Annotated in this window: 14 protein-coding genes; 8 read left to right on the top strand and 6 right to left on the bottom strand. The window is 59.4% G+C overall.

The window, feature by feature from the left end; translation table 11 throughout:
* Positions 1-160 precede the first annotated feature (160 nt).
* The 4 genes from ilvD (at position 161) to MWR57_RS05400 (ending at position 6,296) form a co-directional block, all read left to right on the top strand.
* Positions 161-1,849 (top strand): dihydroxy-acid dehydratase, encoded by a 1,689-nt coding sequence (gene ilvD, locus MWR57_RS05415; protein ID WP_423123854.1) that lies wholly within the window; start codon positions 161-163, stop codon positions 1,847-1,849.
* A gap of 69 nt (positions 1,850-1,918) precedes the next feature.
* Positions 1,919-4,264: an LPS-assembly protein LptD gene (locus tag MWR57_RS05410; RefSeq protein WP_423123774.1), complete on the top strand. Its 2,346-nt coding sequence runs from the start codon at positions 1,919-1,921 to the stop codon at positions 4,262-4,264.
* 20 nt (positions 4,265-4,284) lie between these two features.
* On the top strand, positions 4,285-5,247 hold the full coding sequence (locus MWR57_RS05405) for a hypothetical protein (RefSeq protein WP_423123773.1): 963 nt from the start codon (positions 4,285-4,287) through the stop codon (positions 5,245-5,247).
* Positions 5,248-5,255: 8 nt separating this feature from the next.
* Positions 5,256-6,296, top strand: a complete 1,041-nt coding sequence (locus MWR57_RS05400; protein ID WP_423123772.1) for a lytic murein transglycosylase — start codon at positions 5,256-5,258, stop codon at positions 6,294-6,296.
* A gap of 30 nt (positions 6,297-6,326) precedes the next feature.
* On the opposite strand, the gene MWR57_RS05395 is transcribed toward MWR57_RS05400, so the two are convergent.
* Both MWR57_RS05395 and acs read right to left on the bottom strand, forming a co-directional pair.
* The gene (locus tag MWR57_RS05395; RefSeq protein ID WP_423123771.1) at positions 6,327-7,649 is read right to left on the bottom strand and encodes an alanine/glycine:cation symporter family protein; all 1,323 of its coding nucleotides are present in this window, start codon (positions 7,647-7,649) and stop codon (positions 6,327-6,329) included.
* A gap of 463 nt (positions 7,650-8,112) precedes the next feature.
* Positions 8,113-10,107 (bottom strand): acetate--CoA ligase, encoded by a 1,995-nt coding sequence (gene acs, locus MWR57_RS05390; protein WP_479723947.1) that lies wholly within the window; start codon positions 10,105-10,107, stop codon positions 8,113-8,115.
* Between the two features lie 304 nt (positions 10,108-10,411).
* Between acs and mltA the strand changes: the two genes are divergently transcribed.
* From mltA to MWR57_RS05375, 3 genes are all read left to right on the top strand, one after another.
* Complete coding sequence (gene mltA / locus MWR57_RS05385; protein WP_423123770.1) at positions 10,412-11,695, top strand: murein transglycosylase A; 1,284 nt, start codon at positions 10,412-10,414, stop codon at positions 11,693-11,695.
* A gap of 84 nt (positions 11,696-11,779) precedes the next feature.
* A complete protein-coding gene (locus tag MWR57_RS05380) occupies positions 11,780-12,958 on the top strand; it encodes a type IV pilus twitching motility protein PilT (RefSeq protein WP_423123769.1) in 1,179 nt (392 codons plus the stop codon).
* A gap of 47 nt (positions 12,959-13,005) precedes the next feature.
* Positions 13,006-13,794: a zinc ribbon domain-containing protein gene (locus MWR57_RS05375; RefSeq protein ID WP_423123768.1), complete on the top strand. Its 789-nt coding sequence runs from the start codon at positions 13,006-13,008 to the stop codon at positions 13,792-13,794.
* Between the two features lie 24 nt (positions 13,795-13,818).
* Here the strand turns inward: MWR57_RS05375 and MWR57_RS05370 are convergent, their stop codons facing one another.
* The 4 genes from MWR57_RS05370 to rsmG form a co-directional block, all read right to left on the bottom strand.
* Positions 13,819-15,885, bottom strand: coding sequence for a sensor domain-containing diguanylate cyclase (locus MWR57_RS05370; RefSeq protein WP_423123767.1), 2,067 nt, complete (start codon positions 15,883-15,885; stop codon positions 13,819-13,821).
* Between the two features lie 130 nt (positions 15,886-16,015).
* Positions 16,016-16,984, bottom strand: coding sequence for an adenosylcobinamide-phosphate synthase CbiB (cbiB, locus tag MWR57_RS05365; RefSeq protein ID WP_423123766.1), 969 nt, complete (start codon positions 16,982-16,984; stop codon positions 16,016-16,018).
* Positions 16,981-18,471, bottom strand: coding sequence for a cobyric acid synthase (locus MWR57_RS05360; RefSeq protein ID WP_423123765.1), 1,491 nt, complete (start codon positions 18,469-18,471; stop codon positions 16,981-16,983). Before MWR57_RS05360 ends, cbiB begins: the two co-directional genes overlap by 4 nt.
* Before the next feature lie 5 nt (positions 18,472-18,476).
* A complete protein-coding gene (gene rsmG / locus MWR57_RS05355; RefSeq protein WP_423123764.1) occupies positions 18,477-19,160 on the bottom strand; it encodes a 16S rRNA (guanine(527)-N(7))-methyltransferase RsmG in 684 nt (227 codons plus the stop codon).
* A gap of 340 nt (positions 19,161-19,500) precedes the next feature.
* Between rsmG and MWR57_RS05350 the strand changes: the two genes are divergently transcribed.
* Positions 19,501-20,865 carry a hypothetical protein gene (locus MWR57_RS05350; protein WP_423123763.1) on the top strand — a complete coding sequence of 455 codons (1,365 nt, stop codon included), beginning with the start codon at positions 19,501-19,503 and terminating at the stop codon, positions 20,863-20,865.
* Positions 20,866-20,872: the final 7 nt, after the last annotated feature.

Raw genomic sequence — 20,872 nt, 5'->3', positions numbered from 1 at the left:
GTGCGTGTTATTCAGCGCGATTTGGCACGCGTCATTCTCTCCAAATTTAGGGGCAGGAGACTTTTGCCTTGACAGCAGGCAGCGTCCTGCTAGTATTCTCAAGTTTTGATCAACCTATGAAAAAATCAGGACAATTGACGGGAATCGACCTATGAAAAAGATGCGCAGTGATGCAATACGCAAAGGGGTGGAGCGGGCGCCGCATCGTTCCCTGCTCAAGGCCATGGGCTACACCAACGAGGAGATCAGCCGGCCCCTGATCGGCATTGCGCACGCCCACAACGAGATCATCCCCGGTCATGTCCATCTGGACAAGATTCTGGAAGCGGTGAAAACCGGGGTCCGCATCGCCGGAGGCACCCCCATCGCCTTCGGGACCATCGGGGTCTGCGATGGCTTGGCCATGAACCACAAGGGCATGAAGTATTCCCTGGCCAGCCGTGAGATTATTGCCGATTCGGTGGAGATCATGGCCATGGCCCATCCCTTTGACGCCTTGGTGATGATCCCCAACTGCGACAAGGTGACGCCCGGCATGCTCATGGCCATGCTGCGGGTCAATATTCCGGCCATCATGGTGAGCGGCGGCCCCATGCTCACCGGACGTTTTCGTGGCAAGGACGTGCATCTGGTCAGCGTTTTCGAAGGGGTTGGCCGGGTGAAGGCCGAGACCATGACCCTCGAAGAACTGGACGAACTCGAGGATCATGCCTGCCCCGGCTGCGGTTCCTGCGCCGGGATGTTCACCGCCAATTCGATGAACTGCCTCACCGAGGCTATCGGCCTCGGCTTGCCGGGCAACGGCACCATTCCGGCGGTGGCCGCGGCCCGGATCCGGCTGGCCAAGGAAGCGGGCATGGCGGTGATGCGGTTGTTGGCCGACGATATCCGTCCCCGGGATATCGCCACCCGCGCCGCCTTTGAGAACGCCATGGCCATCGACATGGCCCTGGGCTGTTCCACCAATACCGTCCTCCATGTCCCTGCCATCGCCAAGGAGGCAGGGGTAGATCTGCCCCTGGCCCTGTTCAATGAGGTGAGCGAGCGGGTGCCCCATCTCTGCAGCCTGATTCCCGGCGGGCCGCACAGTCTGCAGCAGTTGGACGAGGCAGGCGGAGTACAAGCGGTGATGCGCGAACTGCTCAACACCGAAGCGGGCCTGAATCTGGAAGTGATGACCGTTACCGGCAAGACCTTGGGCGAAAATCTCGAAAAGGTCCGGGTGCGGGATGCCGACATCATCCGGCCCGTGGATGAACCCTATCACGAATTCGGCGGCATAGCCGTGCTCTACGGAAATCTGGCCCCGGACGGCTGCGTGGTCAAGCAGTCGGCGGTGGCCGAAGAGATGCTCAAGCACAGCGGCCCGGCCCGGGTGTTCGAATCCGAGGACGAGGCCCAGGCCGCTATTTTAGGCGGCAAGATCAAGGAAGGGGACGTGGTGGTCATCCGCTACTGCGGCCCCAAGGGCGGACCCGGCATGCCGGAAATGCTCTCCCCGACCTCGGCCATCGTCGGCATGGGGCTCGGCAAGAGCGTGGCCCTGATCACCGACGGCCGTTTCAGCGGCGGCACCCAGGGCGCCTGCATCGGCCATGTCTCGCCGGAAGCGGCGGATGGCGGCCCCATTGCCTTTGTCGAGGAAGGCGACCGGATCTCCATCGATATTCGGCACAAATCCATTGAGCTGGTGGTGGCGGAAGGGGTTCTGGTCCAGCGGCAGCACAACTGGCAGCCGCCAGCGCCCAAGATCACCAGCGGCTACGCAGCCCGTTATGCCCGGTTGGTGACCTCCGGCAGCACCGGCGCCGTTTTGAGAGATGATGCCTGCAACCGGCAGGCGGATTGAGGATTGAAGGCAAGCGGGCGGAGCGCCGGATTGATCCGGCAACGCCGCATAACGCCTGACGGGGAAGACATGGCAGAGAGACGGATAACTCCAGGCGGCGTTCTGTGCAGCATCGTGGTGACCTTGGCCGTCCTTGCCGGCGCCGGTCCCGTTCTGGCGTCGACTGGGACTATTCCCTGGGAGATCACGGCGGATAGCCTCGTCCGTCTGGACGAACCGAACAGTATCCTGGCCGAGGGCAATGTGGTCATGATCCGGCCCAAAAATCTGGGGTCCGGCGGCATGTTTATCAGAGCGGACTGGGCTCGGTACGATGTGGAGCGCGGTACGGTCAAGGCCCGGGGCAATGTCTACATCCTGTCCGGCCGGGACGAAATCACCGCCAAAAGCGTGGATATGGACCTTGGGTCCGAGACCGGCACCTTCAGGGATTCCACCATCTTCATGGCGGAAAACCACATGTATGTCACCGGGCAAGAGGTGGTGAAAACAGGGGAGTTCAGCTACACCCTGAAAAAAGGCTGGGCCACCGCCTGCAAGCCCGAGGAAGGAAAAAGCCCGCCCTGGTCGTTTACCAGCAGCACCACCAAGCTCACCGTGGACGGCATGGCCCAGATGACCAACGCTGTTTTTCATGTGAAAAACGCCCCCCTGGCCTATACCCCGTATTTCACCTTCCCGGCCAAGACCAAACGGGAAAGCGGCCTGCTCTTCCCGGAATGGTCGCATTCCAGCCGGAGCGGATTGGGCCTGATGGTTCCGCTTTTTCTCAATGTTTCCCCCAGCACGGATATCACCCTCTATCCCGGCTACCTCTCCGAGAGGGGCGTCCAGTATGGCGGAGAATTCCGCTATGTGAAAGGGCCTGAATCTTACGGAACCTTCATGCTCAGTTACATGCGCGATGATCTTGTCGAGGGCGCGGATCTCACGAATGAATACAAAACGGACGACCTTATCCGGAGAGAGACCAACCGGTACTGGCTGCGGGGCAAGGCCAACCATGATTTCGGCGACAACCTGACCGGCAGGCTTGACCTTGATCTTGTTTCCGACCAGGATTATCTGCAGGAATTCCAGGACGGCTCCATGGGCTATACGGCGAGCAATCTCCTGTTTCTCGATCAATTCGGCCGGGATCTCCGGGAGGAAACCATCTATGAGCGGGAGTCTTCCCTGCAGTTGGTCAAGGTTTGGTCGAACATGATTGCCAGCGGTGAATTGCGGACCAGGCAGGATACGCGCCACGACATCCTGCTTGGCACGGATGACGGTGACGGGGTGCTGGAGGAGGGGGAATACTCCATTTTATCCCGGACAACCAGCCCCCTGCAGGCTTTGCCCCGGCTTGATTTCACCGGGCGCATACCCATCAGCGGCACGCGGATCAGCACCGCCTGGGATTCAGAATACGTCAACTACTGGCGCGAAGAGGGGGTCGGAACCCAGCGGTTGGATCTGCACCCCAAGCTGATCTCTTTTCTGCCCCGGGGCGGATGGATCGAAGGCAAGCTCAGCGGCGGGGCTCGGGAAACTGCCTACCAGCTTGAATCCTACGGGGATTCCTCCTGGGATAAGGAGCGTTTCCAGGATCGGCAGGCCTATGATTTCACCGGCAACATGGCGACCATCCTGCTGCGCGATTTTGACCTGGGAAAATCCGATTGGCTTGAGCACATGATCCGGCCCAACCTCGTGTATGAATACCTGACCAGGACCCAGGAACTGCCAAATATTGGTGACAGCTTCGGGTATTTTGACGGCGTGGATCGGTTGGAGCGGAAAAACTGGCTGACCTGGCAGTTCAATAACTATTTCACCGTGGGCGGCACCAATAAAAAAGGTGATTTCTGGAACCGCAATCTCGGGATGTTCAAGGTCTTGCAGACCTATGACCTGCGGGAGGAAAATCCGGAAAATTCAGGGTTGCCCGCCGAAGGCAGGCGCTATGATTGGTCGGATCTCAGGTTTGAGGCGACAGTATCCCCGGTGCCGAACTGGGCCCTAGGCTATCAGACCAACGTGAGCATGTACGGGAAAGGCGTGACCCGGTATGAGTTGCTCAACCAGTACAATTTTACCGGCGGGCATTCGTTGGGCCTCAATTACCGCTATCTCCAGGACAGCGGCATGATCGCCCCCTATTTTTATACAGACCTTACCGGAGAGTCGACCCATGACCTGATCGGCATGGCCGGGGTGCGGCTGACCGAAACCATTTCTGCCGACGCCTATCTGGTCAAGTCATTTTCCGAGGACCATACGGTGGAATCCAGGGTTCGCCTGATCTATCAACCCGCCTGTTGGATGGTGGAGCTGGAGACAAGCAAGACCCCCGATGACCAGCGGGTGATGCTCATCTTTTCCCTCGACGGTGTGGGCCGCTTTGCCCGCTTGGGCAAGAGCAATCTCTGATTCGAGCGCAGGATGGCGGCATGACCACGACGTATTACGACATCTTCAACGGGGATGCGGACGGCATCTGCGCCCTGCACCAGCTTCGCTTGGCAGAGCCTCGCGAGGCCACCCTGGTGACCGGGGTGAAGCGGGACATCCGGCTGCTTGAGCAGGTAGCCCACGTGCGGGGGGCAGAACTCACCGTGCTGGATATCTCCCTGGACAGCAACCGGACCACGCTGTTGCAACTGCTTGATTCCTGCCGGGTGTTCTATGTGGATCACCATTACGCCGGTGATCTGCCGCTCAGCCCCAACCTGATTGCCCACCTTGATCCCAGCCCTGAGATCTGCACCTCCCTCATTGTCGATGGACTCCTGGGCGGACGTTTCCGGGGATGGGCTGTGGCTGCGGCCTTTGGCGACAATCTGCACGATTCGGCCCGCAAGGCGGCTGCCGCCCTGGCTTTGTCCGAGGCTCAGGTGGAGGGGTTGCGGGAGCTGGGCGAGTTGATGAACTACAACGGCTACGGGCACACGGTGGCGGATCTGCATCTGCCGCCCCAGGCTCTCTACGCGGCGGTACAGCCCTATGCCGATCCCCTGGTCTTTTGTGCAGAGTCGCAGATTCCGGCCCTGTTGCGCCAGGGTTTTGCCGATGATCTCAGGCTGGCCAGGGAGGCGAAACCCCTGCGGGAAAAAGCCCATGGCCGGATTTTTGCTTTTCCCGCGGCAAAATGGGCCAGCCGGGTCGCCGGGGTGTTCAGCAACGAACGGGCCAGAGAGAAACCGGACATGGCCCACGCCCTGCTGGTGGACAATGGCGACGCCACCTTCATGGTCAGCGTGCGTGCGCCCCTTGCCCGGCGTTTTGGCGCCGATAGCCTGTGCCGCGCTTTTCCCACCGGCGGTGGCCGGGCCGGAGCCGGTGGGATCAATGCCCTGCCGGCCGGAGAGGTTGAGGACTTTTTTGAGAAATTTTTCGAGGTGTTTTCCCCATGAGTTTTTCCGTGTTGCATAGAACCGTTGCCGGCCTGTCCCTTCTGTTGTCCTGCGCCATCTTTTCCTGCCCGCCGAGTTTTGCCGGGGCCGGGGAACCGTTGCCTCTGGCCGCCGACTTGGTCGAGGATGGTCAGGTTATCGATCTTGCCAGCCCGCGCTATCAGGAGCTGTTTCAGGAACTGGCGGCGCAGCACGGCTTCAGCCGGGAAGAGCTGGACCAACTTTTTGCCGGGGTCACCATCAAGAAGCGGGTACTGGAGCTCATGGATACCCAGTGGGAGGCCAAACCCTATTTCGAGTACTCGCCGCGCTTCATCACTCCGCAGATAATTCAGGAAGGAAAGAGGCTTCTGCACGAACACCGAGAGCTGCTGGACCGGGTTGAAAAAGAACTTGGTGTCGAGCGGGAGATTGTTGTGGCCATCTGGGGAATTGAAAGCAAGTTCGGCGAGCACAAAGGGGGGTTCAGCATGTTTCAGACCCTCAATACCATGTTTGACGCCTATCCCCGCCGCAGCAAGTTCTATCGGGGACAGTTGGTCGAATATCTGTTGCTGTGCAGGGAGAACGGGGTTGATCCGCTGGCCATCACCGGCTCCTATGGCGGGGCCTTTGGCCAGACCCAGTTCATTCCCTCAAGTTTCCGGCTCTATGCCGTGGATTTTGACGGAGATGGCCGCCGCGATGTCTGGGGGTCGGTGCCCGATGTCCTGGCCAGCATTGCCAACTATCTCCAGCGCTTCGGCTGGACCTTCAAGGGGCCGGTTTATTATGAACTCGGGCCGAAGCTGAAGGGGGAGAAGCTGGAAAAAGCCTATGCCCAAGGACGGAAAGGCTTTGTTAGCCGCGCGGCGGTGAAAAAGATCCAGGATGTGGACCTGCCGCCTTCTCCGGAAAACAAGGAGCTGACCATTGTCGGTCTTGAGCTATTGGACGGCGGGATGCGCTATGTGGCGGGCTATCCCAACTTCCAGGCCATCACCAAATGGAACAACTCCAACCGTTACGCCATGGTCGCCGTTGAACTGGCGGAAAAACTCAAAGAGTAGCGTTACCGGGTCCTGTTAGGATGGTGCGCTTCAGCGCTGAAAATACCGCTCGGTTTCTGTTTTGACCACCTGGGAGAGCAGCAGCAAGCCAACGATGTTGGGAATGGCCATCATCCCGTTCATCAGGTCGGAGAAATTCCAGACGAATTCCAGTTTCATCATCGCCCCCACAATCACCACCGCGACAAAGACCACCCGATACGGGGCAATGGCGCGGCGGCCCGCCAGATATTCGATGGCCTTTTCCCCGTAGTAATTCCAGCCGATCAGGGTGGAGTAGGCAAAAAGCGCCGTGGCCACGGCGACAATCACCACGCCTCCCTGGCCCAGGGTCTGGCCGAAGCTGACGCTGGTCAGTTGCCCTGGCGCGACCCCTTCCAGCCAGGCGTGATTGGTCAGAATTACCAGGGCGGTCATGGTGCAGACCACCAGGGTGTCGATGAAGGTCTGGGTCATGCTCACCAGTGCCTGCCTGACCGGATCTTTGGTCCGGGCGGCTGCCGCGGCAATGGGGGCTGAGCCTAATCCGGACTCGTTGGAAAAGACGCCGCGGGCGATGCCGTAGCGCATGGAGGCGGCCACCACCGAGCCGGCAAAGCCGCCGGAGGCGGCGATGGGGGTAAAGGCGTGTTGGAAGATCAGCCCCAGGGCATGGGGAATTTCGCTGAGGTTGAGCGCCAGCACCAGCACTGCGGCACTGACATAGCCGACGATCATGAACGGCACCAAGAGCGAGGTGAATCTACCGATGGACTTGATGCCCCCCAGAATCACCAGCCCGGTGAGGAGCATCAGCACTGTGCCGGTGAGCCAGGGTTCGACGCCGAAGGTTGATTGAAAGATGGTGGCCACGGCATTGGCCTGGGTCATATTGCCGATGCCGAAGGTGGCCAGGGCGGTGAACAGGGCGAAAAGCCAGGCCAGCTTGGGCAAGCCAGCGCCCTTGGCCAGATAGTACATGGGGCCGCCGCGCATGCCGTGTTCGCCCTTTTCCCGGTACTTCACGGCCAGCACCGCTTCCGCGTATTTGGTGGCCATGCCGACCAGCCCGGTCATCCACATCCAGAACACAGCTCCGGGTCCGCCGAGGGTGATGGCGGTAGCCACGCCGACGATGTTGCCGATGCCCACCGTGGCGGCCAGGGCGGTCATCAGGGCGGCAAAATGGCTGATGTCGCCGTCGCCGGCATGCTCCTTGCGCCAGATCAAGCGCAGGGCGTGGGGCAGGGCGCGAAACTGCATGCCGCGCAGGATTACGGTCAGGTACAGGCCGGTGCCCACCAGGAGCACCAGCATGGGTGGTCCCCAGATCCAGCCGGAGAGGGTGGAGATCAATAACTCGATGGAAGCCATGGATGCGCCTTATAGAAAAGGTTTTTGACCGGGCAACGTGGGTCTGCCCGGTCAAAATACCTGAAAAGGCGGGGGAAGCAAAGGGGATAGTGGCCAGTGGGTCAGTTTGAAAAATCACAATTGCGGCTGCGTGCCAATGGAAATCTCCCCCATTTGTCCTGCCGCGCCTCGCAGACGGGGGCGGAAAAAGACGCGGGAGGTAAGCGAAGACTCCGACTGTCTGAGGGCGAAGCCCGAGTTTTTCCGCGTCCCGCTCCCTGCGAGAAGTAAGGGAAGCCCGCAGGGCCAGGACTGGTTGGGGTGCCTTTTTCTTGTTTCTTCTTTTGGGCACGCAAAAGAAGAAAGAGAAACAGCGAAAAGGCCAGCGCCACCCCCCCCCTCAAAATTCCCGGATGCAACAAAAAAGGAGCCGGGGAATCTTCCCCCGGCTCCTTTTTTGTTGTGATGCTATGAAGAACTCTGCTTACTTGACGAAATCCTTGCTGCCGTCCACCAGGGTGGAAACCACGGAAGGATCGGCCAGGGTGGAGATGTCACCGAAGTCATGGGCCTCGGTCTCGCCGGCCGAGATCTTGCGCAGGATCCGCCGCATGATCTTGCCGCTTCTCGTTTTGGGCAACCCATCGGCAAACTGGATGAACTCCGGGGTGGCGATGGGGCCGATCTCCTTGCGGACATGGGTGCGCAAGGCGGCGCGCAGTTCGTCGGAAGGTTCGATCCCGGACTTCAAGGAAACATAGGCGTAGATGGTCTGGCCCTTGATCTCATGGGGCGCGCCGACCACCGCCGCCTCAGCCACTTGCGGATGGGCGACCAGGGCGGATTCGATCTCGGCGGTGCCCAACCGGTGGCCGGAGACATTGATCACGTCGTCCAAGCGGCCCATGACCCAGAAGTAGCCGTCCTCGTCCTTCCTTGCTCCGTCCTCGGGATCGTAGATCCCCTCGTAGCGGGTGAAATAGGTTTTTTTGTAGCGGCCTGGGTCGCGATACACGCCGCGGAGCATGCCGGGCCACGGTTTGCGGATGACCAGATGGCCGCCTTCGTTGGGAGCCGCCTCGGTGCCGTCTTCGCGGAGGATGGCCGCATCGATGCCGGGCAGGGGCTTGGTGGCGGAGCCGGGCTTAAGCGGGGTGGCGAAGGGCAGGCCGGAGATCATGATGCCGCCGGTCTCGGTCTGCCACCAGGTGTCAACAATGGGCAGCTTGTTCTTGCCGATATGTTCGTGGTACCACATCCATGCTTCCGGATTGATGGGTTCGCCCACCGAGCCCAGCACGCGCAGGGAGGAGAGGTCGTGTTTTTCCGTCCACTTGGAGCCTTCCCGCATCAGGGCGCGGATAACGGTGGGCGCGGTGTAGAAGATATTGACCTTGAATTTGTCGCAGATATGCCAGAACCGGTCCGGGGCCGGCCAGGAAGGCACCCCTTCGAACATCAGCGTCGTCGCGCCCAGGGCCAGCGGCCCGTACAGGATGTAGCTGTGGCCGGTGATCCAGCCGATATCGGCAGTGCACCAGTGCACGTCATCGTCCTTGATATCGAAGACCCATTGGGTGGTGTGCGCCACATAGGTGAGATAACCGCCGGTCGTATGCACCACGCCTTTGGGCTTGCCGGTGGAGCCGGAGGTGTAGAGGATGAAGAGGTTGTCCTCCGCCTCCATGCTCTCCGGCGCGCACTGGCCGGTGATGCCGTCGGCTGCCATCTCCGTGTGCCACCAGCGGTCACGGCCCTCCTGCATGGCAACCTCGTTGCCGGCTCGTTTGACCACGATGCATTTTTTGACCGAATCGCAGCCCTGGAGGGCATCGTCGGCGGCAGGCTTTAAGGGAATGGTCTTGCCGGCCCGCAGAACGGCGTCGGCGGTGACCAATACCTTGGCCTCGCAGTCCTGGATGCGGCTCTTGAGGCTCTGGGCGGAGAAACCGGCGAACACCACGCTGTGGATGGCGCCGATCCGGGTGCAGGCCAGCAGGGTGATGGCCAGCTCGGGGATCATGGGCAGATACACGGCAACGCGGTCGCCTTTTTTCACCCCCATCTTTTTGAGGACGTTGGCGAAACGGCACACCTCGGTGTGCAGCATCTGGTAGGTGTAGACCCGGACATCTTCTTCGGGTTCGCCCTGGAAGATGATGGCGGCCTTGTTGCGGCGGCCATTTTCAAGATGGCGATCCAGGCAGTTGTAGGAAACGTTCAGCCTGCCGCCCTGGAACCATTTGATCTCGGGCTTGTGCATGTCCGCCTCAAGCACCTTGGTCCACGGTTTTTCCCAGGTGAGCAGCTCCTTGGTGCGGTCGCCCCAGAAGCCTTCCGGGTCTTCCATGGAGCGCTTGTACTGCGCCTCGTAGTCGGCCATGCTCTTGATGTGGGCCTGTGCCTGACCGGCTGCCGGCGGGGCAAAAAGGCGTTTTTCCTGCATCATGCTTTCAATTTTTTTATCGTCGCTCATCATTACCTCCGGAAATTGCTGGATTCGCATAAATGAAAAAAAGCCACGGATTCGCAATACAGGGAAGCGATCCCGCGAGACTAAGAAATCAAAAGAGTTAAAAAAAACCGTTGCCGGTCGTATTCGTTTCCTTCGGTAATCGCAGCTTTGTGCTGTTTCAGTGTACTTTCTAAGGCCGGGGATATAGGAGTATATACCTAAGTGAGTAGGGGATATATACCGAGTGTCTGCGACAATTGCCACATTTTTTTTATCGCGGATCTTCCGGGGATTCGCCTGCAACAGGCAGGCGGAGCAGGGAAGAGCCATGGCGGGGATCGTACTTCGCCGGATGCATTTCCGGCCATTTTCTGCTATGGTGCAATGCGGCCAGATACCAGAAGGAGGCGTGAAACGGATGCGGGTTGGGGCGGAAAAAATACGGATTTTTTTTGTACTCTGTATCCTGGGCTGCGGGTTTGCCCTCGCCTTGGTTCAGCCCGTGGCCGGCCAATGCGATCCTGTAACCACGGCGTTTTTGGTGACGGAGCCGCCGTTGTTCCAGGACGATCTGGAGTATGAGTCCCTTGCCCCCGCCATTGACCGGAGCGTGGACTATCTGAGCCGTCTTTCCGAGGGAAAGACTTTTGCCCTCTGCGGGGGAGAGTATTCCGCCGTTCGGCTCATCGAATCCCTGCTCGCCTTCAAGCGGATCATTGCGGAGAAGCCTTCCCCCCAGGAACTGACCGCGATTCTCACCAGGGATTTCGTGCTCTGCCAGGCACAGGGCCGGGCTTCTGACCAGAGGATGTTCCTGACCGGGTATTATGAGCCGCTTTTCAAGGCCAGCCTGACACAGACTGCCGTCTACCGCTATCCCTTGTACCGCCCCCCCTCGGATCTGGTTTCCATCCCGGGGACACAGGGGGGGGAGAGGCAGACAGGCAGGATGGACAACGGCAGCCTGGTTCCCTATTTTACCCGGGGCGAGATCGAAACAGGCCGGTTGTTGGCTGGGCAGGAGCTGGTGTATCTGGCTGATCCGGTGGAGGCCTTTATCCTGCATGTGCAAGGGTCCGGCCGGATACAGCTCGCGGACGGCTCGCTGCACCGGGTGCAGTTTGCCGCGAAAAACGGGCGCGAGTATCGCAGCATCGGGCGGCTGCTGGTGGAAAACGGCGTCATGGGAAAGGAAGAGGCGACCATGCCCGGGATCGTCCGTTATCTCACGGAACACCCCGAGGAGCGGGAGAAGATCCTGCGCCATAACGAATCCTTTGTTTTTTTCCGCTGGGGGGATGATGGTGCCGCCGGTCCCCTGGGGTGTCTGGGCGAGCCGTTGACCCCGGGCCGGTCCGTGGCCCTGGACCAGAAGTGCTTTCCCCCCGGCAGCCTCGCTTTTCTCGCCACCCGCAAGCCAATAGCCGATGCGGCCGGCGAAATCATCGGCTGGGAACCCTTGCACCGTTTTGTGGTGAATCAGGATTGCGGCTCCGCCATCATCGGACCGGGGAGGCTTGATCTATTTTGGGGCGGCGGGCGTTATGCCGAGGCGGCGGCCGGCAATATGAAGCATCCGGGCGTGCTCTATTTTTTGGTGAAAAAGAAATAGTTGTCAGAATCCGGGCCGTTCTTATACAATCCTTGTAGTAAAGGGGCCAGGCAGACTACGGAACATGGTGGAGAGGTGAAGGGCATGAAACAAACGGAGATAGACTACTGGATTACCAGCATGTTGGAAACCTACGGCAATGTTTCCGATCTCAATATCACGGTGGGCAAGCCCCTGCAGGTGGAGACCTCCGGGCAACTGGTGCCGGTGACGGTGGAGCCGGAGGTGCCTTCGCTTACCCCATTCCAGGCCGAGGTTTTCGCCCTCAATCTCATCGGCGGCAACAAGAGACTGCTCGACGATCTGGTCAAGCACGGCTCCTGCGATCTTTCCTACTGGCTGGGCCAGAAGGCCCGGTTCCGGGTGAATGTTTTCTCGCAAAAGACCAACCTCTCCACGGTGCTGCGGAAACTGGAGATGCAGATCCCGACCATCAGCCAGTTGAATCTGCCCAAGCTTTTTTACAACATGGCCGGGGAGCGCAACGGCATTATCCTCGTTACCGGCGCCACCGGTTCCGGTAAATCCACCAGCCTGGCCGCGCTGCTGGACAAGATTAACGACGAGAAGCCGGTGCATATCGTTACCCTGGAAGACCCCATCGAGTATGTGCACCAGCACAAGATGGCAACCTTCAACCAGCGGGAGCTGGGCAATGATTTCGACTCCTTTGCCTCGGGGTTGCGGGCTGCCTTGCGGCAAGCGCCCAAGGTTATTCTGGTGGGCGAGATGCGCGACCGGGAAACCATGGAGATCGGTCTTTCCGCCGCGGAAACCGGGCATCTGGTGCTCTCCACCCTGCATACGGTGGACGCGGGCCAGACCATCAACCGAATACTTGGCATGTTCGAGCAGGAGGAACAGGCCCAGGTGCGCAACCGGCTGGTGGACACCATCCGCTGGATCGTCTGTCAGCGGCTGTTGCCCAAGGTCGGCGGCGGGCGGGTGGCGGCCTTCGAGATCATGGGCATGAACCTGCGGGTGCGCGAGCTGATCATGAACGGGGAAACAGAGGATAAGACCTATTATGACATTATTGCCGACGCCAAGGCCCTTGGCTGGCAGACCTTTGACCAGCATATCCTTGAACTGTACGAGGACGGCCTGATCACCGAGGAGACCGCCGCCAGTTACTGCACCCGGAAAACCGCGGTCAACCGGGGGCTGGACTCCATCAAGTCCGCCCGGGGCGAGTCCACCACCGGGATCACCGGCCTGGCCATGGATGTGAAACAGGAAGAGAAGCGGCGCTCGGGGTTTTAGGAGCCGTTTACAGCCCGCAGCTTGTAGCTTAATACCGGAGGAAATCCATGCTTGCCCAGTGTCCCCATTGCCAGCAGACCCTCATGCTGAGTGACGCCCAGCTTGAAAAAATCAAGAGCGCCCTTGCCTCGCTCTCCGTGGGTAGAACCCTGAAGATCGGCTGTCCGAAATGCAAGCAGCCCATTGAATTGAACAGTGACGGTTCGGTGGCCGGTCAGCCTGCGGGCGCCTTAATGGACGTGCTTTTTGCCGAGCACACCGGCAATGAGGATCAGGCGGCGGTGGGGATGGTGGCTGCGGCCCAAAAAAAACCCCAGCCGGTGCGCCTGCCGCCGGACGCCCCCAAACCGCCCGATCTCGGCTGGTTGTCCAGCGGGGTGTACAGCCAAAAGGAGGCGGTTGAGAACGTGCCCCACGCCCTGATCATGGCCGGGGACGAGGAGATAACCACCCAGGCGACCATGGCCTTCGGCGAGATGGGCTACCAGCCCACCTACGTTCGTTCGGCGGAAGAGGCCATCGCCAAGATGCAGTTCATGAATTTTGAGGCGGTGGTGCTGCACAGCAAGTTTGAGGGGGAGGGACTGGACGGCTCCGCGGTTCACCAGTATATGCGGGAAATGGCCATGTCCCGGCGGCGCTATGTCTTTTATGTCCTGGTCGGCCCGGAGTTTCGCACCCTGTACGATCTGGAAGCCTTGGCCAACAGCGCCAATCTGGTGGTCAACGACAACGACGCCGGCTATTTTTCCATCATCCTGAAAAGGGGCATGAACGATTATAACGACCTGTTCGGGCCATATCTGGAAGCCCTTGGGAATTATGGCGTGAAGTAGCGCCCTGTCTTTTTTTTGAGATGATCACCCCGCGGCCATGATCACCCTGTTGCGCCCCTGATCTTTTGCTTCGTAGAGGGCTTTGTCCGCTTTAGCATACGCGGCTTCCAGGCTCCCGGTCGCGGGGTCGAGCCGGCTGATCCCGATGCTGACACTGAGATTTTTTTCCGTCCCGTCCTTGCCGATGCTCTGGGAGGCGAAGTTTTTCCGGATCCGCTCGGCCACGGCCAAGGCCTCCTCTCCTTTAGCCTCCACCACAAGAGCGGCAAACTCTTCCCCCCCCATGCGGCCGAAGATATCCGCCCTGCGCAGCCCCGCGGTGCAGATCGAGGCAAAATCCTGCAGCACCCTATCTCCTGCCTCATGGCCGTAGGTATCGTTGATCTCCTTGAAATGGTCGAGATCGAACATCAGGAAGTAAATATCCTTGTTGTATCGTTTGCTCCTGGCGACCTCCTGCTCGGCCAAAAACAGGAAATGCCGCCGATTGAACACCCCGGTGAGGCCATCCATGGTGGCCAGCATCACCAGTTTTTCTTCCTTGACCTTGCGGTCGGTGATATCGAGCACCGCGCCGACGGCCCAATAGGCATCGTTTTTTCTCACCCGGGCCACAAAGACTTCGGCGGGAAAGATCCTCCCGTCCTTTTTTCTGGCCACGAGTTCGCGCGAAGTGTCAATGATCGGCCCTTGGCCTGTGTGCCAGAATTCCGCCAAAGCCTTCCGCGCCGTTGCTTGCATTTCCTCCACCACCACCAGGCTGTGCAAGCTCTTGCCGAGAACCTCCTCGCAGGTATATCCGAAAATGCGCTCTGCCGCGGGGTTAAAGAAACGAATCATGTCATGGTTGTCGATGAGGATCACCGCGCTCTGCACCGAATTGAAAACAACCCGGAAGATCTCTTCACTTTCCTGCAGTTTCCGTTGAGAATCCAGGCGTTCCTGCTCCAAGGTCTCATGTTCGCTCAGCAGGGAATCCATCTTCTCTGAAAATTCGGAAAATTCCCGAATTCGGATGTCCTTGCTCCATAAAACCGGCTTGTGGTGGAGGATGGATTCTTCCAGTCCGGCAAGAAATTGCCGGGAAAGGCGACGGACATATTTTGCAAAAAGGAAGGAGATGGCCAGCCCCCCGGTCAGCAACAGCCCAAGACACGCCAGGACGGTGATCAGGATTTGTTGCCGGGCAGTCCGTACCGAGGCAAGAGCGATGGGTTTTCCGGCCCACAGGGAGATGGCGTCATTCTGTCCGGTAAAGAAGGGAACCCAGGCCGTTTTTCGGTCGGCAACCCCCAAGACCCCGGCCTTTTTAGAAGCAAATAGTTTTCTGAGTTCTGGAAAATCGAGAAAGGCCGAACCATTGCGGGGATTTTCGGACAGATAGCAGCCGTCGCTTAAGACCCACCGCATCTCGGGAAAGGCCTGAATGAGCACCCCCATGTCGATGTCGGCAAGATAGACCCCGATCGTTTCGCCGTCCATTTGGATCGGGGTGAGAATGCGGACCAAAAGCCGGTGGGATGCCTGGTCATCCTCTCCTTGCAGGGTTTCTTGCAGCGGGATGGTTAAGAAACCCTTCTCCTGCATGGCCAGGGTTTTTTCTATGGATTCAGGGTCAACCGTGCGCGGTGGTTTCCGGCTCTGTTGGTATTCCATAGTGCCCGCCTTTTTGGACAGGGAAAACCGCACGGCAGAATTCTGATCGAGTACATGGATGCTCACCACATCGCGGTTTTTGGCAAAGGTTCTGTTCAGCACCCCGGTATAGCGGAGAGAGGCTGTGTCCTTGCCGATGCTGCCGGGGCTGCTTTCGCCCCGGTTCAGGATCTCCATGACCGCTGGCAACTGGGAGACAAAGTCGATTATCTGTTGGTAATGTTCAATCTGTGTTTCAAGCTGATGCAGTTCATCCTGCATGAAGTGCAACTCTTCTTTTTCTTCGATGGCACTCAACTGGGAGAGAATTCCGTCCAGGGTGAAGAAGGAAAAGGCCGTCAGGGGGATGAAGCTGAGAACAAGGAGAAATCCCAGGACAAGGGTGCCAAGGCTCACCTGCCGCGGGGAAAAAAGTTTTTTGAGTATGCCGGCCATGCCATATTCCTGCTTGGATAGAGGGTTCTCCCGTGCCGGGAGAAAGGACTTTTTTTAATCGTAGCTGGCGGGGCAGGAAAAATCCAGGGATATCCGCGTGGCGCCGAGGGTGTTTGCAGGAAGAGGATGATCAGGAAAACAACGCAGGCAGAAGGATAATGACGTGCCACCGCAGAGCGAGACAGACAAGCAGGGTCAGGGCGGAGGCAAGCAGCATCAGATGGTTGGCGCGGAGGATGTCCTGGGGTTCCAGGGGCCGGGTGGCATCGCCGATGGCCGGCTTTTCCACCACCGTGCCGAAGTAGCTGTTTGGGCCGCCAAGTTGCACGCCCAGGGCGCCGGCCACCGCCGCCTCGGTATGCCCAGAATTGGGGCTGGCGTGGGCGAACCGGTCCCGGAGCAGGGTCAGCAGGGAGCGTTTCGGGTCAAGCCGCAACGGGAAGGAGGCGGCCGGGATCATCAAGGAGGTGAGGCGGGCCGGGATGAAGTTGGCCAGGTCGTCCAGCCGGGCCGCTGCCCAGCCGAATTTGAGATATTGGGCGTTTTTGTAGCCGAACATGGAATCCATGGTGTTGATCGCCTTGTACAGCATGGCCCCCACGGGCCCGCCCAGCAGGGCAAAGAAAAGCGGCGCGGTCACCCCGTCCACCATGGATTCCGCCACCGATTCCACCGCCGCCCGTGTCACTCCGGCCTGGTCGAGATTGGCCGTGTCCCGGCCCACGATCATTCCCACCCGTTTGCGGGCCTCTGGGAGATCCCCATTCTGCAGAGCGGCGTGGACCTCGGTGCTGTGGCGCACCAGATCGCGGGTTGCGATGGTGGTGTAGAGAATGACAATGGACGCTGCGGTTCCCAGCCAGGGGTGGAGGAGGGTTGCACCTGCGATCATGCCCCAGGTCGTGGCTCCGGTGAGTGCCAGGACCAGGATGACCGAGGAGATTCCCGCGACAAGCGGCGGCAGCAGCGCGCGGGTGATCCGCTCGCACCAGGTGCAGGCCGCGCCGATGATCCGCACCGGATGCGGCAGCCAGCGCGGGTCGCCGAAAAGCTGATCCAGGAGGATGGCGATGAGGATTTGGTATTCGAGCCCGATCATTTTTCAAGCAACCGGTAGATGGCGTCCATGTCGATCTGGCTGCGCACCGCCTCGGCCAACCGGTCAAAGGCCGGTTCCAGGTCGTAAGCGGCCTGCACCTTGTTGAGCGGGGCAAGCCCCCGCCTCTGCCGCAGCCGGTCGATGAACCAGCGCCGGAAGGGGTCCGCATCGAAGATCCCGTGCAGATAGGTGCCCCAGATAGTTTGGGAGGAGTTGCCCATCCCGCCGCTTTCCCCGTTGGTGAAGCGGAGGATGTCGCAGGTCTCTTGCGCCCGGCTCTGGCCGTGGTGGATCTCGTAGCCATGTACCGCAAGGGACGAGGCAAGATGGTGGCCCATCTGCCGGGTCAGGGTCTTGTCTTTCTCCAGCACCGTGGCAAGGTCGAGCAACCCGAGGCCGGTGAGGGTCTCTCCGCCGGACTCGATATGGTAGGGGTCGTCAATCTTCAACCCCAGCATCTGGAAGCCGCCGCAGATGCCGACGATTTCCTTTCCCTGCTGGCTGTATTGTTTCAGGGACTCGGCCAGACCGGATTTGACTAGCCATTTGAGATCAGCGATCACGTTCTTGCTGCCCGGCAGGATCACCGCATCCGCGTCCGCGAGATCGGCGGGAGTTCTGGCGATCTTGATAAACAGATCCGGCTCGGCCAGAAACGGCTCAAAATCGGTGAAGTTCGAGATATGCGGCAGGTCGATGAGCGCCACGGTGACATGGGCGCCCGCGGGCCGGTGCGGGCTGAAAAGCCCGGCCTTGAAGTTCACCGAATCCTCTTCGGGCAACCCCAGGTTGGGCAGATAATCCACCACGCCCAGCACCGGTTTGCCGGTTTTTTGTTCCATGTAGGTAAGCGCCTCGGCGAGCAGCGATTTTTGGCCCCGGAAGCGGTTCACCACAAAGCCTGCGATCAACTCCCGCTCCCAGTCGTCCAATATCTCCATGGTGCCGACAAAGGAGGCGAACACCCCGCCCCGGTCGATATCCCCCACCAGCAGTACTTTAGCCTCGGCATACCGGGCCATGGGCATGTTGACGATGTCGTGGGCTTTGAGATTCACCTCGGCAGGGCTGCCCGCTCCTTCCAACACCATGACCTCGTATTCGCTGGCCAGGGAATCGTAGGCCGCCTGGACCGCGACAAAGGCTTGGGGTTTGTAGGCCAGGTAGTCGTTCACCGTCATGTTGCCCACCGGCTTGCCCATGACAATGACCTGGCTGCCCGTGTCGCTGGAGGGCTTGAGCAGGACGGGGTTCATGCGCACATCTGGGTCGAGACGCGCGGCCTGGGCCTGCACCACCTGGGCCCGTCCCATCTCGCCGCCGTCCCGGGTGACAAAGGAGTTGAGCGACATGTTTTGGGCCTTGAACGGCGCGACCCGCAACCCATCCTGCAAGAGGATGCGGCACAGGGCGGCGGTGAGCACGGATTTGCCCGCGTTGGAGCAGGTGCCCTGGAACATGATGGCAGGGGTTTTTGGGCTGGGCATGATTGTTACGCGCTTTCTTTATTGAAGATAACCAGGTTGCGGACCTTGCCGGAAAAGGGCAGGGTCAGTTCGACGATTTCCTGTAGCCGGTAGGGGCTCTCCGGCTGTGCAAATCGCCAGGTCGCGATCTCCTCTGCGGCCCTGGGGCCTTTCATGCAGATGACCTTCCCGCCCGTTGGATTGACCGCAGCGGTGTGCAGGAGAAATTCACCGATGTTGGTGAAAGCGCGGCTGGTGATGATGGGCACGGAAAGGATTTGGCCATCCACCTTAGCGGAATTTTTTTCCAGTCGGCCGCAGAGGACCTCGATATCCTTGAGGCCCAGGGTTCGGATCACATGGCGCAAAAAAGAAACCCGTTTCTGCCGGGGCTCCACCAGGATGACCGGCAGCTCAGGCCTGGCCGCCTTGAGGGCGAGGCCGGGAAAGCCAGCGCCGGTGCCGATGTCGAGGAGCGGCTGTTGGGCGCTGCCCAGCGGCGGGAGAACCCGGAGCAGGGAAAGGGAATCGAGGAAGTGGGTCTCCCAGATCTCGCGCAGCTCCGCTTTGGCCACCAGATTGATCTTGGCGCTCCAGCGGAGCAGCTCTCCGCAATAGATCGCAAGCCGCTCGCGGGCTTGGGCGTCCAGGGCGATGGACATGGCGGTGAGCCCTTGTTCTAGAATGTCTTTGCCCTGTGTCTCTGTCATGGCCGGTTTGCGGGTTTCGGGTTGTGCTGCTGTTTTGTCCGTAAAGGCGAGTATTTCTTACACTGCTTCCCCCTATTTTGCAAGAAAAGGGGGTGACAAGAGCCGCTTGAATTTAATAACCATAATAAAGTTGTGGTACCCTAAAAAAAATACTTGACCCCCACAACCACGCCTTGTATAAGGAGCGCACGGACACAAGTAAGGTAACATTAACTTTATTTGCGTAGCCTGCTTATGGTCACTATCGCCAAAGCAGGCATTTTTTGGCGCCCATGTATTAGGTGCGCATAACTTAATCGTATTACTTGAACTTTTGCTGGAGGAAAAAATGAGGAAAAGGATGCGCAGTGTGGTTTTTGGCTGCTGTGCCGGGATGGTGGCGATGCAGTCTGGTTTTGCCTTGGCCGCCACCGGTGAGGAAGCGAGGATCCAAGAGCTTGAGCGGCAGATGCAGGTTCTTGTCGGAGAATTGAAAAACAGGCAAGGAAACATCGAGGCGTTAAGCCGTCAGGTGGCGATTTTGGAAGGCAAAATTGCTGAAAATCCCAAGGTTGGATCTGGCCTGGACTCTGTTCAGGACAAGGAAGAAATTAAGACCCTGGTGGCGCAGGCCATGGCGGACCAGCAGAAGGAGTCGCCACTTTCCAAATTCAGTTTCGGCGGGTACGGCGAGATCCATGCCAACTTCAACGAGGGTTCGGTGAATGGCCAATCCAAGGATCAGATCGACATCCACCGGCTGGTCGCCTTGGTTGGGTATGATTTCGCCGACTGGATCAAGTTTCGTTCGGAGATCGAGCTGGAGCACGCCTTTGTCGATGATGACACCAAGGGCGAGCTTGAGCTGGAGCAGGCCTATGTGGATTTCCTTCTTTCCGATCTGGCCAATGTCCGGGTGGGGCGGGTGCTCACGCCGGTCGGCCGCACCAATCAGCATCACGAACCCACCACCTTCTACAGCGTGGAACGGCCCAATTTCGATAAATACATCATCCCCTCGACTTGGTGGTCCGACGGCCTCGGGCTTTTCGGCAATCTGGCCCAGAATCTCAGCTACGAAGCCTATCTCGTCGCCGGGTTGGACGGATCGAAGTTTTCCAGCGATGGCATTCGCAATGGCCGGATCAAGGACATCCCGAGCCTCAACGACATGGCTGTCACCTTCCGGTTGGATTACTACCCGTTCATGGGAAGCGCTTCAGCCTGGGGCCGGAGTCTACGGCTCGGCGGTTCTTTTTACCAGGGCGGCATCAACAATGGCGTGGAAGGCAAGGACCCGGGCAAGAGCGGCGACCTCACCATCTATGCCGCCGACTTCGGGGTCAGGGTGAGCGATCTCGAACTGAAAGGCGCGGCGGCATTTGAAGAAATCGATGGAGTGCACAACCTAACCGGTGGGGTAGCCGAGGAGATCTTTGGCTACTATCTGGAGGCCGGGTACCACGTCATGCCCGAGGCCTGGAAGACGGGAAAACTCCAGAATTCCGATGCCGTGGTCTTTGCGCGGTATGACACACAGGACACGCAGCATGGGATGCCCGCCGGGGTCGTAGCCAATCCGGACAAGGATCGCCAGGATTGGACCTTTGGCCTGGCCTTTTACCCGGTGCCGAATCTGGTGCTCAAGGCGGATTATCAGGTGTTGGAATCCGAGGGCGCTGATCCGGATAATGCGATAAACCTCGGCATTGGTTGGCAGTTTTAAGGAGAGG

Source organism: Hydrosulfovibrio ferrireducens (genome assembly GCF_046883345.1).
Lineage (GTDB): Bacteria > Desulfobacterota > Desulfobulbia > Desulfobulbales > Desulfurivibrionaceae > Thiovibrio > Thiovibrio ferrireducens.
The sequence above is the reverse complement of the archived record's forward strand: the minus strand, read 5'-3'. Positions and strand labels throughout refer to the sequence as shown.